We start from the raw sequence: 13,883 nt of genomic DNA on the forward strand, positions 1-13,883 counted from the left end.
GCGGGCGCGCAGGCGACTCAGTTGCGGACCCACACGAACAGTCCTCCCAGCCAAGCGCCAAGCACTCCCACCACAATGAACGCCAGAACTTCGAGCCATTCGACGGCCAGCCGGATCCAGGGCACGAACTTGGTTTCGGGGACCAGCAGACCGGCGGCCACCCCGAGTCCGGCGAACACCGCAATGGCTGCGGCCGGCCACAAGAACCCGCCGGCGGTGTCACCCGGGTTCGCCAGCGCATACTTGACGATCCCGGTGAGCACGGCCGCGCACGCCCCGCCCACCAGCGCGATCGCTTGGACACGGCCGGCGAAACCGCGGCCCTGGGTGATGAACAGGCCCGCCACCAGACCGCACAGCACCACCGCGCCCCGTGGCCGGGCCCCGCCCGGCTCCAACACCATCCAGACCGCGATCGGCAGCGCCGTCGCGATCGCGACGCACATCCCGACCTGCACCGCGTTGATCAACCGGGCGGAGGCCGCGATCGCGGCACCGCGTGCGGAGATGTCGACCAGGTCGTCCTCGTCGTCCTCGCCGTCTTCCGGACTGACCGGAGAGACCGTGTCGATCGGCATATTGGCGCGGCGGGCGAACAGGTCCCGCCCGGTGATCGAACCGAAGTACGGCGGCCGCACCCGCGCTACCCACAGTGCGATCGTCGGCGACATACGCAACAGAATCAGCAGGCCCAACAGCATGCAGATACCGATGACCTGCGGCGATACCGGATGCCACATCCGCGCTGCGGCCACCACCCCGCCGATTCCGGCGGCGGTGACGATCGCGGTGGTAACCGCGGTCTGCGACCGCAGCAGCACGCTCAGACCGATCGCGCCCAACGCCAGGACCGTCACCCCGATCAGCAGGTGGGGCGCGCCCAGGGCCCCGGGTGCCGCGCACAACGCGGCGCAGGACAGTGCGAGAACCGCCAGCCAACCGAATCCGCTGAACAAGTCGTCGCGTGCGGGCCAGTTCCGCCGGATCACCATGGCGCCGAGCGCCAGCAGTCCGCCGAGGCCGGCCAGGACGGCCGCGGGCGGCCAACTGTCGCTGAACATCCGGGCGCGAACCGCCAGCGCCGACATCACGACCACGGCCATGGCCATCAGACCGATCGCGGTGTGCGCGGCGGTCAACGCGGTGACCGGGGCGAACATCCGATCGACTTGGGAATTGAGCAGGCGGGTCACGGTCTGCTCGTCGGCTTTGTGCCCACACTCCTGGCACTTGATCTCGGGTTGGGTGCCGAGTCGGCGGGCCGTTGCGGCCAGAGCGCTGGACAGCGATTCGTACTGCGGTTCGAATGAGTCGCCGCCCACCGCCGGGACCAGAACCAGGGTGTCTCCGTCCTGGACGCCCAGGTCGTCGAGGCTGCGAGTGATGTCCAGCCGTACCCCATTGACTTTATGCAGTTCGTAACTGCCCGCCGGCAGCGCTACCCCGTCGAAACCGTGGTGCCGCAGATCCTCGTCGAGCAGCTCGACCATTCCCTCGAAGAATTCTTCCACCGGAATTCCGGCCGGGAAGACCTGGGACACGAGATGTTTGTCGTACGCGAGACTCACCGCACAGCGTGCCGGAAACGCGACTTTGGCTGGTGTGGGGGAAGTCACCGCGCTTTACCTTTCGGTGTCGGGCACGAACTTGTCGGCCAGACCGGCGGTTATTTCAAATAGCCGCAGCCGGGTCTTCTTCTTCACCTCGTTGTGGACGTCGATGATTCCGCCCTTTGCCAGGTGGGCGTCATAGGGCATGACTTCCACCGTGGCGCCGGTTTTGCTGAACCGTTCGGTCAGATAGGCCACCGCGGCGCTGTCCTCGCCCGGCGCGGAGTGGTTGAGGATCACCGTGGACCGCGACACCAGCTCGTGGTAGCCCTGCGAGGCGAGGTAGTCCACCGCGCGCAACACCGGCCGGGACTGGTCCGCGGTGATCCCGGAGACGAAGACCAGCGTGTCGGTGTTCTCCAACACCGGTTTCATCACGGGGTGCTCCAGGTCTGCCGCGGTGTCGACCAGGATCACGTTGTGGGTTCGCCGCAGCCGCGACAACACCCCGCTGAACATTGCCGGGACGAGCGGCCGGAGCTGATCCGATGTGCGGTTGCCGGCCAGGACATCCAGGCCGACGGCATTTTGCCCGAGGTGTTCGCGGATATCGGAATATCCCTGCACGTCGGTGTCGCTCAGAACGGCCGAGTAGTCACCGGGCGGGTGCTCGTCGATGCGATCGGACAGCGTCCCGAAGCCCGGAACAGCGTCAATCGCGATCACATTTTCCGGCCGGCATTCCCGGAACACGCTGCCGATAGCGGCAGTCAGCGTCGTCACACCGGTGCCGCCTTTTCCGGACACCAACGTGATCACGTACTGGCGCCGGATGTGCCGACGAATTCTATTACGCAAATCACGGTAATGACGTTCACGCGGAGATTCGCCGGGATTAATAACTTTCGCCGACAAGACATAGACCAGTTTGCGCCAGCCCGAACCGGGCGGAATCTTGCGTGGTGTCGCCAGGTCGGAAATGCGCATCGAGTCCGATACGGAATCCCGGTAGCGGTGACCGGATGCCGGATCCCACCGCCCGGATGAGCCTTCGTCAGGCATATTCTGGCTATTCCATGGGCTCGTCACGTGCGTGATGTTAACACGGCTGCTGATTCCACGTTTGCAACGTTTCTGACGGTGGACGGTAATGCACGGTAATGGTGAAGATGTGAATTCACTGTCATACAACCCGTCGGTGTGAATGCCAGTCCGAGCCGGCCGGGAGACGAGCGATGAGCCGCAGGATCGCGTTGGCGACATCGGCACGGCTCCCGGGCGAGACGATCTGGTAGCGACGGCCACCGTTGTCGACGTTCTCCACGCAGACGCGGCCCGCCGGGGTGTCGGAGATCAGCACCGCGGTATCCCCGATCGCCATCCGAGCCAGTTCCTCGGGACCCGCACCCGGCTGGATCGCGACGATGTTGGCCTGCCCGGACACCTCCGGGTCGGCGGCCATCGCCACGATCTGCTGCTGGTCGATGTCGAGCCGCTGCGCGGCCAGGTATCGGCGCAGGCTGTCCTGGTCACGGACCCGTTCGAGCAGCTCCTTGGTGTCCAAGGTGACCGGACGCAGCTGGGCCGCCTCGGTGACACCGCACAACCGCTCAATCTGGCCGACGAGCAGATCGCCCGCGGCCGCCTGGTCAGTGGCGCGTCCGGCCGGATACAGGCGCACCTCCTGGTCATAGCGTTCGAGCACCACCCACCAGGAGGCGAACCGGCTGATCGATACCCGGGTCATGTGCTGGGGGTCGCCGTACGGCCGGCCGGGGAAGTTCAGGTTCAGCATCAGCGCGATGTCGCGCCGCATGATCACCGTCAGCCATTCCCGGACCATCGGGTCCACCTCGCCCTGGCCGTCGAGCACGCCGATCTCGGTCAGCTCCTGGGCGATCGGATGGCGCAGCGCCCGCTCGGCGGTGTCCAGACGGGGCAGCAGCGGGCGAAGCCCCAGTTCCGGGCAGAGCGTTTCGATCCCGGTGACGGCCTGCAGCACCCACAGTCCGTCGAGCGTCGTCGTCAGCACGTCATCTTCGCCTCAGGTGTGATGTGTCGTAGCCGGTCTGACACGCGAAATGGGGCATCTGCGCCGGTCGCGCAGACACCCCACCTCGGGCGACGATCGGGATTGATCAGAAAAGCGACTGGATCGTCTGGTCGGTCGAAATGGCCCCTTCCAGCACGGAGCCGATGGTGGAACCGTGCTGACCGATGGTCTCGATCAGGCCCTGCAGGCCGGAGAGCATCTGGGCCTGGGCTTCGAAGAAACCGGTGGCACCGTGGCCGGCGAAGTACTCGGTCAGCATCTGGGTGAGCTGGTGAGCGTCCGCGTGGATCTGGTCCAGGGTGCCGGCGCTGCTGATCACACCGTGAGCGTGATCGCTGACGGCGCCGGGGTGGTAAGTAATGCCGTCACTTGCGGCCATGGGAATCGGTGTCCTTTCGAGTACGGAGATCGAGGGTTAGGCGGACTGTCCGCCGAACAGCGAGTGGAAGGCGTGCTCGGAGTGGGATTCGTGCGATTCCATCAGGGCAGCAGCCTGGTTCAGGCCCTCGGTCAGGCGGGTGCCGCCGATGAGGACTTTCTGCATGTCTTCGTGGATCTGCGCGGCGGTGGCGTAGGAGGCCTTCGACCCCGCGCCGTCCCAGGTCGCTGCGCTCAAGATGTTTTCGTGGTCGTGCAGGTACTGATTTGCGATCGCCTGGGCGTGTTCGATGTGCTGCGACAACTTCGATGCGGTGTTCCGCATCAGTTCGGGCGTGACGACAATGGCTGCCATCGTTTCCTCCTCGGTTGTAGAACAACCCCCCCGGGTTCGGCGGGATGTAGCTGGCGGTAGTGTATTGGCTCCTTTCGGATGTGTCGATTCACCCTGTCTTCAGCAAACGCCCAGGTCACACCCGGTCGTCGACAACTCGCACGGTGTTGGTCCGGTCGGAGGACCGGTCGCCTTGACCTTTTCCGCCCGCCCCGGCGCCGTGGGCGATCGGCATGCCGCCCATGCCGCCGGCGCTGGTCGTCGTCACCCGCTGAGACTCGACGGAGCCCAGCGCGCCACTGGGCCGCAACCCCACCGGACGGCCGCCGCCGGACTCGAATGCGCTCACCGGGCGGGTGAACGCCGACACCGGCGCGCCCGCTCCGCCGCCCCCGAAGCCGCCCGCGCCGGGTGCGGACGTCGCATTGGCCAGCATCGCCGTGGCCGGCACCCCGCCGGCTCCCGCCGGGTTGAGCGCGCCTCCCAGCATGCTCGGGTTCATGAACATGCCCATCAGCGACTGCATCGGGCTCATCATCGACTGCGGCATCTGCATCAGCGACTGCGGCGCCTGCATCAGCGTCGAGCCGATCTGCTGGACCGGGCCCAGCATCGAACTCATCTGCCCGCTCATGCCCTGGGCGGCGTTGGCGCCCTGCCCGGCGGCATTCGTCGCCGACGACGTCCCGGTGTAGGCGGCCCGCATGGCACCACCGGCGGCGGCCTGGGACGCCGCTTCGCCGACGGCACTGGCCGCAGCCGCCGGGGCCGCTGGCGAGGCACCCATCCCGGCCACCGGGGCGGGCACCGTCAGGCTGGAGGTGAGCGCGGTCAGCGTCGCCCCGTAGGACGCGCCCACCGCGGCGTTGTTGGGCCAGAACAGGCCGTAGTACTCGTATTCGAGCGACGTGATGCGTGGCGTCAACGCCCCCAGCACCGACGGGTTGATCCCATAGTCGGTGGCGGTCTCGATCCGGTTCTCCTCGCACTCCTGGGTGGTGCGCATGCTGCCGTAGGCCAGCTGGTAGGCCTCGACCGCTGCCGCGACGATGGGCGCCTTAACGTCGACCCAGCCCGCCAGCCCATGCAGGGCCACGTTCAGCAGCGTTGCGTTGAGAACCGACCCCTCCGAACCGGCGCCGACCCATCCGATCGAGGTCAAAGCGGTGTTGATCGCCGAGGCGATTCCCGACGCGTGGTGGGCCACACCCAATGCCGTCCATGCCGCCCCGTTGGTCAGCATGGTCGTAACACCCGCGCCGGATTTGATCAACATGTCGTTGGTCTCCGGTGTGCGGGCGGCCCACCCCGGGTCGGCCACCGACTAGCCGCCGAGTGCGACGGTGGCGGCTCGCAGTGCCTCGGTGGCGCCGTACACACCCGAGGCGGTGGCCTGCGCGCCGGAGAACAGGCCGCGCTGCGCCGAATGCTCGGCGACGATGCCCAGGTATTCGCTGCCGGAGGCCAGCAGGGCGGCCTGGAACGCGATGGAGTCGGGGTCATTACCCATCGGCAGAACGCCTAGCAGTGCCGGGCTGGCCGAGGCGGCGGCCGCCTCCGTTTCGGCGGTGATCCCCGCTTCGACGCCCGAGGACGCCAGGACTGCTTCCGGTTCGACAGAGAACATATTTCCTCCCCTGTGCCTCATCAGGCTCATCGCTGATATGCCGACGTTGGCAGGTCGGAGTCGATCGTAAACCGAATTCGGGTCCGCCGTCACTTCACGATGTAAATACCGGTTATTGCTGCTCGAAATCGTGGATCATCGACGACGGCACTCCGACCAGGACACCTTCCACGTCGGAGTCGTTGACCAACAGGCCGCGGCCGGGGGGCAGCGCCTGCGCCCGCACCATCCGGTTGACCTTGTTCTGCGGGTCGTTGTCCATGAACAAGGTGGGCACCTTGGCGGCGCGTTGCGTCTTGACCCAGGGGTCCATCTCCAGCTGGCCGAAGTTGGACGAGTTGCGCGTGGTGAACACGTGCAGGCCGATCTGGCGGCCCCGCTCCATCAGCTTCCACAGCGCCGCGCCCACCGGCGGCTTGGCCGGATGGATCTGCGCCGGACGAAGATCCTGCACGTCGTCGATCAACACGAAATGACGTGGCCCCTCCCAGGGCTTCAGCGCTCGCAGCTCCTCCTGGCTCAGGCCCTTGGCCGGCAGCCGGGGCAGCAGAACCTGCTGCGCCAGCGTGGTCAGCACCTCGTCGATTTCGTCCTGGTCGTAGGCGTAGGCATTGACGTAGCCGGCGCCCTGCAGGTCACGCAGCGGCCCGGTCTTGGGGTCGATGATGGTGATCTGGGCTTCCTGCGGGCTGAACCGCGCCATCACCGCTTCGCCGATCGCGGCCAGGGTGGCGCTCTTGCCGCACAGGGCCCGCCCCAGAATCATCATCCCGGGGTGCTCGGACAGCATCAGCGGCACCGGCAGCAGATCGTGCTGCTCGCCGATCATGAACGCGATCGACGGGGCGGTCTGGGCGGGCGGGCGCTGTGCCACGTCGTAGGCCAGGACCTCCGAGAGCGCGACCGCGGGCGGCAGCCGCTTGAGCGTGGCGTGCTTGGTCACGCCCGCGACCTCGGCGACCCGGGTCCCCAGTTCCCGGGTCCCGATCCGGGTGCCGTCGTCGGCGGCCAGCTCCGGCACCCCGATGAGCATCTCGTGCAGCGACTCGGTCAGACCGAAGCCGGGCCGGTTCACGGTGCGCTTGGCGGCGTCGCGGGCGTCCAGCGACGCCGTGCCCATCTCGTTTTCGCCCGGGTTCTGCAGTCGCAACTGGATGCGTACGTCGGAGTTCTGCAGCAACGTCTGGCGCTGGCCGTGGATCCAGCCCGAAGCGCTGGTCATCAGGTGCACGCCGTACTCCGGGCCGACACCGCTGAGCGCGATGATCCGGTCCCCGAGCATGGTGTCGGCGGCATACAGGTCGGAGAAATCGTCGATGACCAGGAACACGTCGCCGTAGGGGTCATTGGGATCGGTGCCCGCGAGGCTTTCACCACCGGAACCGAAGCGCCGCTCCCGGAACTCGTTGATGTCGATCTTGTCGCGGCGGAAGGTGTCCTGACGGGCGCTGATCAGCGCGGCCATGGTGGCGACGGTGCGCTCCACGCCCTCGCGGTCGGCCGGTGAGACGATGTCGGCCACGTGCGGCAGCGTCTCGGCATAACCCAGCGTGGCGCCGCCGACGCAGAAGAACGTCAGCCGCGCCGGGGTGTACATCAGCGCCGCCGAACACATCAGCGTCATCAGCGTCGTCGTCTTGCCACGGCTCTTGGCCCCGACCACCATGATGTTGCTGCGCAACACGTCGACGCAGTGAATCAGCTGCTGCGCGTCCTCGGGGATGTCCTTGACGGCCAGCGGCCACACCAGCCCGGGGTTGCGGCCGTAGTCGACGTCCCACGGCTTGCCCCGGTACCGCGCAACCAGGGCGTCGACCGGCTCGGAGATCTCCAACGGGGGCAGCCACGGCAGGTGCGGCGCCGTGCGGTCGGCGGCCATGAGCGACTCACGCAGCACGTCGACGATCTTCTTCTTCTTGAAGCCGTCGGCGTGCAGAAGGAACTCGTCGGGTTCGGCGTCGGTGGCCGACATGTCCTGCAGCGCTTGGGCGTCCGCCTCATCCAGCGGCTGGTACTGCCAGGTGTAGAGCCGCGGCTTGGTCAGGGTCATGTCGAGGGTCTTGCCCGTCGACGTCTTGCGCTTGGGGACGACGAACGGCGCCGACAGGTAGAAACAGCGGAAGGGCTCCAAGTCTCGCGGGCCGACCTTCAGCAGCCCGAAGCCGTTCTCTTTCGACGGCAGGTGATAGGCGGCGTCCGAGCCGATCACCTCGCGGCTGTCGTCACCGGACTCGGCACGCAGGGCGACTCGGAAAGCGATGTTGGACTTGACCTTCTGCAACGACGACAGGTCCAGGCGTTGCCCGCCGAGCATGAAGAAGACGTTGGCGCCGCGGCCCTCCTGGCCGATGTGGATGATCAGGTCGATCCACTTGGGGTGGTTCTGGAACAGCTCCAGGTATTCGTCGATCACCACCAGCAGGATGGGCACCGGCTCCAGGTCCCGGCCGGCCAGCCGGATTTCCTCGTAGTCGTTGGCGTCGCGCGCACCGACGGAGTTGAACAGTCGATAGCGCCGGGCGATCTCGCCGTCGATGGCCCGGCGCATCCGTTCGGCGAGGTGCCGCTCGTCCTTACCGAGGTTGGACAGGGCCGCCGACACGTGCGGGATGCCGAGGATGTCCTGGGCCGCGGACTCGAACTTCATGTCCACGAAGATCACGTTGAAGGTCTCCGGCGAGTGGGTCAGCGCTATGCCGTACACCAGGGACAGGAAGAACTCCGACTTGCCCGAGCCACTGGTGCCGATCACCACCGAGTGGAAACCGAAGCCGCCGAAGTCTTTTGCGCGCAGCACGACGTTCTGCAACTCGCCGTTGGGTTTGGCGCCGACCGGGATCTCCGCCCACCGCTCGTCGCCGCGGCTGCGCCGCTCGGCCCACAGCCGGTCGACGTTCAGCTCGCGCGCGTCGTCGATTCCCAGTGCGCGCAACAGTTCCAGCGCGCCACTGCCCGTGTCGGCGACGTCGACACTGGCCGTCGGGGACCAGCGCGCCATCGCCCGCGCGTAGCGGTAGGCACGCGGCACCGACAGTTGGTCGGCGTGGGCGAAGAATTTGCCGCCGGCGCGCAACATGGGCCGTGGTGACGTGCCGGTGCCGCGCCCGTCTCTGCGGTGGGCCGGGGCCGCGTCCTCAGCGAGGTTGTGCCGGGCCGGGTGGTCGATCACCTCGAAGACCTCGTCGCGCGCGAAGCCGACACCGGTGCCGAGCCGGGACGCCACCCGCAGCACCGTGATGCCTTCCTTGCCGACCCGCCCGATGACGCTTTCCCAGGCCTCCGGACTGCCGGTGTTGTCGTCGACGATCACCCAGTGCGGACCCAGATCATGCCCGTCAGTGCCGGTCTCCAACGCCGATCCCATGGTGGTGGGACTCGGCGCCGACGGTGGCCGCCAGGCACCGCGCTTGCCTTTCATGTGCAGGTCGGCACCGAGCGTTGCCTCGAGTTCGGTGGGGCTCGTGAACACCAGGCGCCGCCACCCGCAGGCGTCGAACAGCTCGTCGTGCTGGTTGTGCGGAAGCCAGACCATCCAGGACCACAGCTCGGGGTGCCGGGTCACCACCATCAACTTGACGTCAAGCGGATTGTGAAAAACCGCCAGCCCACTGAGCATCGAACGCAGCAGCGAGCGGACCCCGTCGAGATCCTCGCCGACGAAGCTGAATCCCGGGCGGGAGCGCAGGTTGACCACTTTCGCGATGTCGCGGATCTTGCGTTGTTCGAGGATGAAGTCGCGCAACGCCTGGCCGGTGACCGGCTCCAGCTCCTCGTCGATGGGGATCTCCGGCCACTGCACCGACAACACCGAATCCGGGGCATGTTGAACGCCGACACCCACCCGCACGTCCAGGAAGTCAGCGTCGGAGCGGCGACGCTCCCACATCTGCGGACCGCCGATGACTGCGCCCAGCCCCTGCGGGTTGGAGTGCACCAACTCCTGGGCATTGCGCTGGGCGCAGACCGCCTTCTGGATCTCGTCGCGCTCGCTGTCGAGGGAGCGCAGGTAGCTGCGCCGGTTCTTCTCCTGCTCGCCCCAGCTGATTTTGCGGGCCCGGCCGAACCGCCCGGAAAACATCAGCATGCCCAGGCCGGCCATGCCCACCATCGGGAACATTCCCGAGCCCAAGCTGCGCACTCCGGAGACGTAGAGCATGACGATGGTGCCGATCAGCGCGACGATCAGCGCCGGCATGCCGATCATCACCCAGAGGTTGCGCGGCTCGCGTTCGGGAAGGGCATCCGGTGCGCGGGGGGCGACCCGCACCGGCTTGGGCTCGGGGACCTGAAGACGGACCGGGACAAACGCTCGCTTGGACATGGTTCACTGCCCGCCCTGCTGGTTGTTGGGGACCACCGGCTGCACCGCGCCGGCCGACGCCACGGTGTCGCGCGCCAACAGCGCGGCATGCCGCGACAGTTCCGGACCGGTCGCGAAGGTGCGCAGCAGCGGCCACGGCGCCTGCTGCGCCGAGCCGGGATCCAGGCCGAGGCCCCGCAACGTCTCGCTCTCGGCGGCGATGCCGAACCGGACCCCGTTGGGCGACACCCAGAACAGCGTCTCGCGGGTATCCGAGTCGAGCAGCTCACTGGTCGAGGTGACGAAGTTGGTTGCGCCCGGCAACACCAAAACCTGGTTGGCCACCACCGAGGTGGGGCTGCGGTCGTCGCGCACCAGCCGGACGATCCGGTTGTCCATCCCCGGCGATACCGGCAGGCCGCGCCCGCTGTACAGGGTGATCCGGGCCTGCCGGTCCCCGGAAGCCTTCTCCCAGCCCACGCACGTCGTCGGATCGGCGGCGGTGTCGACGAACTTGAGCCTGCTGTTCGGGTAGTACTCGACGGGAAGCGTGCCCACTTCCGGGATGTTGATCAGCTTGTCCGGGCTGACCACCAGCGGGGCGACCGACCCGAACGAGTTCGCGCTGCGGATCAAGTCGGCCACGAAGCTGGTGATCTTCTGGACCCCGTCGGGCAGCAGCACATAGAACTGTGAGCCGCCGCCGGCTGTCCGGGTCTCCAGCACCGCGCCCACCTGGGATCCGGGCACCCACTGCGACGGCGTGCCCGCCAGCGGGATCACCGGCACCCGCAGCGGCTCGGTGCTCGGCAGTGCGTCGAACAGGGCCCGTGACATCTCCACCGGGACGGTGGTGCCCGGGTCGATGCCCAGGCTCAGCGTGATCGCCCGATCGGCGGGGTCCACCTGGGACCGCTTGCCGCCCCAGATGACATAGGTGGCGCCCTGGAAGCGAGTCAGCACCGCGGCGTCGGGGGCCAGCGGCGCGGCCCGGCCCACCGGGCTCAACGGCCCCGCGATCGAGGTCACCACGGGTGGTTCGGCACGGCGCGGCGAGCCCGCGGTATCGCAGACCGCCCACGCCGAGGGGGCGCCGGTGTTGGCGACCAATGACGTCGGAGCGCCGGGTATGCCGATCATGGGGCCGGTCGGGTACTTGGCGATCTCCGCGGGTTTGACCCAGGTGGGGACCTCGGCGTGGCCGACCGCAAGCCGAGCCGAGGTGATGTTCAGCGCCGGGTACAGCCGCCCGTCGATGCGTGCGTAGATCGCTCCGGAGTCGCGGTCGCCGACGATCGACGACGTCCGCACGATTCCGGCCGGACGCAACACGTTCAGCAGCAGCATCCAGCCCATGCCGATGAAGATCAGCACGATGGAAAGCACGATCGCGGCGGTCTGCTTGCGGTCGTCGTGCTTCATCCGCACCGAGAACTTGGTGGTGGCGGCGCGCAGTCGTCGGTTGTAGAACAGGTGACCGGAGTTCTGGTCCCGGTTCGACAGACTCAGCGGCATGCTCTGCTACCCCTAACGACGCACGCTCGGCGATGCTGCGCCGCCCCCTGCGGCGACAAAGCGCACCGCGACGACATTACTGGCGTTGGCCAGCGGGAACCAGTCACTTGCGCACACGCGATGAGGCGCACGCGCGTAGGTTTTGCGCTATGCCGGACCAGTTGGGCGCGTTCGCCGAGGCCGCCCGGGCACGAGAAGCGCAGCTGGCGCAGCGGTTGGCGACGTCGGTGGAGCTCGACCGGTCTTTTGAGGGCATCCTGCGTGGCGCTCACCAGCACAACCTGCAGTCGCGGGCGCGTCTGGACGCGCTGGAAGCCGAGATCCGCCAGGCCGCTGCCACCTGGCCGGGCATGGACACTCCGGTCGGCGCCCGTCAGTTCCAGGCGTACCTGGTCGGCAAGACCCGGGAGATCCACAAGATCGTCGCCGATGCCTCCGCGGACAGTCGGCAACGGGCGGCGCAGGCGCAAGCGTTGACCGGGCGATATCCGGCTGGCGGCGCGAAACAAAAAGGCGGTCCTGATGATGGATCATCGACAAACGAATCACTTGACGACCTATACCAGGATTTGGCGGAATTGAGCGTAAAAATCTCCTCGCACAACGCTAGCCCTCCTAATCCCCAAAATTATGCCGCCGTGGCTGAATATAATGCGGAGGCCCAGGAATTATATGACGAGATTCTTGTCTTGTCCGCTAAGTTCCTAACCTACGGGGTAACGATGGACGTGCCGCCTCCGCCGGTTTTCACGACTAAATGACGATGCCTGATCCAGTTGTTTTTGGGAGGGACTAGCGTGGTTCGCAAGGACTTGTTCGCCCGCTTCAGGATCCTTGCTGGTGTGTGCTGTCTCGCCGTGACGCTGACCGCCTGCCATTCCGGTGGTGTTGGCGCGGCACCCGGCATCGATGCCGACGCGTTGATCGTTGGCCTGGATGATGTCCAGCGCATCACGGACCGCGGTGACCTCACTGCGCTGCCGGTGACGGACGCGCCCACTTCGTTTCCCGAGAATTCGCGTACGCCGGAGCAGTGCCGTCCAGTGTTTGGCCAAGAGGACGCTTTTGGGCACAAGTGGTCACAGTTTCGTACCGTGACATACACGGCCGCTGGTGGAGAAATAAGCACCATATCTACCGTCGCGCAGGGGATCGGAATTTATCCTGATGATGGCGCGGCGAGAGCTGAATTCGACCGGCTCGTGTCTTCTTTCGAGGCCTGTGCGGCGCTACAGGCAAAGCTTTACGATTTCAGCCTGAACAAGCAGGATACGTCCACCGTTGCCCTGGTCTTCCCTGGAAATTCGCAGAGCGTCGTATACCGCATTGCATCGTCGGTGTTGATTGATGTCCTAGTCCAAGGGATTCCTCGGTCCGATCAGATCGCAGAAACTGTGACGCAAATGATTTCGGAACGGGTCAGGTAACGCTTGGAATCGAGTTAGCGGCGATTCGAAAGTGCTGTCAGCCGATGGCCTCGGCGGCAGGCCAGGCGCGCGCTAAGCGCTGGTCTGTGGTGAGCAGCACCAAATTTGCCGTGTCAGCAAGTTCGACGTAGAGGGCGTCGGTGAGGCGCAGAATGTCGCGTCGCGCCCACGCTCCTGCCAGCAGTGGTGAGAGTTCATGCTTTATCACCGGCGCCCGCCGAAGCTCATCCAGCGCCGTCTCGACCTGAGCAACCGTGAGTACGCCGGCGCGATGCATGCGGCCGAGTGCCGATACCACCTCGGCGTCAAAGTGAGTCGGCGCGTTCATCACTGTGTTGGCCAGTCGCGCCCGGACCGCGGTAAACCGATCACGGGTGCGGGCGAGTAGGTCCACCATGGCACTGGCGTCAATGACCACCTGCTCTGCTGGCGAAGAAGAGGAAGAGACGCTCACGCTCCGAACTCGTCACGGGCGGTGTCGAGTGCGTCTAGTACGTCGTCGTGTCGAGCGGTTGTGCTCCGATCCTCCAACCCGTCAAGCCAGGTGCGGGTTCCCGAATTCTCCAACTCGGCGCTGATCGCTGCCTGAGTCAGCGCCGAGACATTCAGTCCCCGCGCCCGAGCACGCTCCGCCAGATCGTCTGGAACGTACACGTTCAACCGAGCCATACACACCAATATACACAATTGGTCTTCGGC

At 66.5% G+C, this 13,883-nt stretch carries 13 protein-coding genes; 2 read left to right on the forward strand and 11 right to left on the reverse strand.

All coding sequences use genetic code 11. The features are described 5' to 3' along the window. Positions 1-17: 17 nt before the first annotated feature. The 9 genes from eccD to eccB all read right to left on the reverse strand — a co-directional run bounded on the left by eccD (position 18) and on the right by eccB (position 11,757). Entirely contained in the window at positions 18-1,616 is a 1,599-nt protein-coding gene (gene eccD, locus ABW16_RS16635) for a type VII secretion integral membrane protein EccD (RefSeq protein ID WP_109519637.1), read from the reverse strand. A gap of 6 nt (positions 1,617-1,622) precedes the next feature. Next, complete coding sequence (locus tag ABW16_RS16640; RefSeq protein ID WP_109519638.1) at positions 1,623-2,639, reverse strand: MinD/ParA family ATP-binding protein; 1,017 nt, start codon at positions 2,637-2,639, stop codon at positions 1,623-1,625. A gap of 94 nt (positions 2,640-2,733) precedes the next feature. Beyond that, positions 2,734-3,582, reverse strand: a complete 849-nt coding sequence (locus ABW16_RS16645) for an ESX secretion-associated protein EspG (RefSeq protein WP_047320308.1) — start codon at positions 3,580-3,582, stop codon at positions 2,734-2,736. A gap of 106 nt (positions 3,583-3,688) precedes the next feature. Further along, the gene (locus ABW16_RS16650; RefSeq protein WP_047320309.1) at positions 3,689-3,982 is read right to left on the reverse strand and encodes a WXG100 family type VII secretion target; all 294 of its coding nucleotides are present in this window, start codon (positions 3,980-3,982) and stop codon (positions 3,689-3,691) included. A gap of 36 nt (positions 3,983-4,018) precedes the next feature. Beyond that, a complete protein-coding gene (locus ABW16_RS16655) occupies positions 4,019-4,336 on the reverse strand; it encodes a WXG100 family type VII secretion target (RefSeq protein WP_047320310.1) in 318 nt (105 codons plus the stop codon). 115 nt (positions 4,337-4,451) lie between these two features. Continuing rightward, positions 4,452-5,636: a PPE family protein gene (locus ABW16_RS16660; protein WP_047320311.1), complete on the reverse strand. Its 1,185-nt coding sequence runs from the start codon at positions 5,634-5,636 to the stop codon at positions 4,452-4,454. Positions 5,637-5,639: 3 nt separating this feature from the next. Continuing rightward, positions 5,640-5,942, reverse strand: a complete 303-nt coding sequence (locus ABW16_RS16665) for a PE domain-containing protein (protein WP_047320312.1) — start codon at positions 5,940-5,942, stop codon at positions 5,640-5,642. Between the two features lie 112 nt (positions 5,943-6,054). Further along, the gene (eccCa, locus tag ABW16_RS16670) at positions 6,055-10,263 is read right to left on the reverse strand and encodes a type VII secretion protein EccCa (RefSeq protein ID WP_047320313.1); all 4,209 of its coding nucleotides are present in this window, start codon (positions 10,261-10,263) and stop codon (positions 6,055-6,057) included. 3 nt (positions 10,264-10,266) lie between these two features. Then, positions 10,267-11,757 (reverse strand): type VII secretion protein EccB, encoded by a 1,491-nt coding sequence (eccB, locus tag ABW16_RS16675; RefSeq protein ID WP_047320314.1) that lies wholly within the window; start codon positions 11,755-11,757, stop codon positions 10,267-10,269. A 149-nt stretch (positions 11,758-11,906) separates the two neighbouring features. Here eccB and ABW16_RS27310 point away from each other — a divergent pair, with 149 nt between their 5' ends. Together ABW16_RS27310 and ABW16_RS16685 are read left to right on the forward strand one after the other, a co-directional pair. Then, entirely contained in the window at positions 11,907-12,518 is a 612-nt protein-coding gene (locus tag ABW16_RS27310) for a DUF4226 domain-containing protein (protein ID WP_233424799.1), read from the forward strand. Positions 12,519-12,554: 36 nt separating this feature from the next. After that, positions 12,555-13,184, forward strand: a complete 630-nt coding sequence (locus ABW16_RS16685) for a sensor domain-containing protein (RefSeq protein WP_052956949.1) — start codon at positions 12,555-12,557, stop codon at positions 13,182-13,184. Positions 13,185-13,221: 37 nt separating this feature from the next. Here the strand turns inward: ABW16_RS16685 and ABW16_RS16690 are convergent, their stop codons facing one another. Both ABW16_RS16690 and ABW16_RS16695 read right to left on the reverse strand, forming a co-directional pair. Next, complete coding sequence (locus ABW16_RS16690; protein ID WP_268768044.1) at positions 13,222-13,638, reverse strand: type II toxin-antitoxin system VapC family toxin; 417 nt, start codon at positions 13,636-13,638, stop codon at positions 13,222-13,224. Then, a complete protein-coding gene (locus ABW16_RS16695; RefSeq protein WP_047320315.1) occupies positions 13,635-13,853 on the reverse strand; it encodes a type II toxin-antitoxin system CcdA family antitoxin in 219 nt (72 codons plus the stop codon). The genes ABW16_RS16690 and ABW16_RS16695 overlap by 4 nt, the downstream gene beginning before the upstream one ends. Between the last annotated feature and the right edge of the window lie 30 nt (positions 13,854-13,883).

The sequence above is a fragment of the Mycolicibacter heraklionensis genome, assembly GCF_001021505.1.
GTDB classification, from domain to species: domain Bacteria; phylum Actinomycetota; class Actinomycetes; order Mycobacteriales; family Mycobacteriaceae; genus Mycobacterium; species Mycobacterium heraklionense.

What these genes read in the sequence shown, in the direction of transcription:
- ABW16_RS16695 (WP_047320315.1), bottom strand. Translation starts at nt 13,853, where the DNA reads ATGGCTCGGTTGAACGTGTACGTTCCAGACGATCTGGCGGAGCGTGCT.
- eccCa (WP_047320313.1), bottom strand. Translation starts at nt 10,263, where the DNA reads ATGTCCAAGCGAGCGTTTGTCCCGGTCCGTCTTCAGGTCCCCGAGCCC.
- ABW16_RS16650 (WP_047320309.1), bottom strand. Translation starts at nt 3,982, where the DNA reads ATGGCCGCAAGTGACGGCATTACTTACCACCCCGGCGCCGTCAGCGAT.
- ABW16_RS27310 (WP_233424799.1), top strand. Translation starts at nt 11,907, where the DNA reads ATGCCGGACCAGTTGGGCGCGTTCGCCGAGGCCGCCCGGGCACGAGAA.
- ABW16_RS16665 (WP_047320312.1), bottom strand. Translation starts at nt 5,942, where the DNA reads ATGTTCTCTGTCGAACCGGAAGCAGTCCTGGCGTCCTCGGGCGTCGAA.
- ABW16_RS16655 (WP_047320310.1), bottom strand. Translation starts at nt 4,336, where the DNA reads ATGGCAGCCATTGTCGTCACGCCCGAACTGATGCGGAACACCGCATCG.
- eccB (WP_047320314.1), bottom strand. Translation starts at nt 11,757, where the DNA reads ATGCCGCTGAGTCTGTCGAACCGGGACCAGAACTCCGGTCACCTGTTC.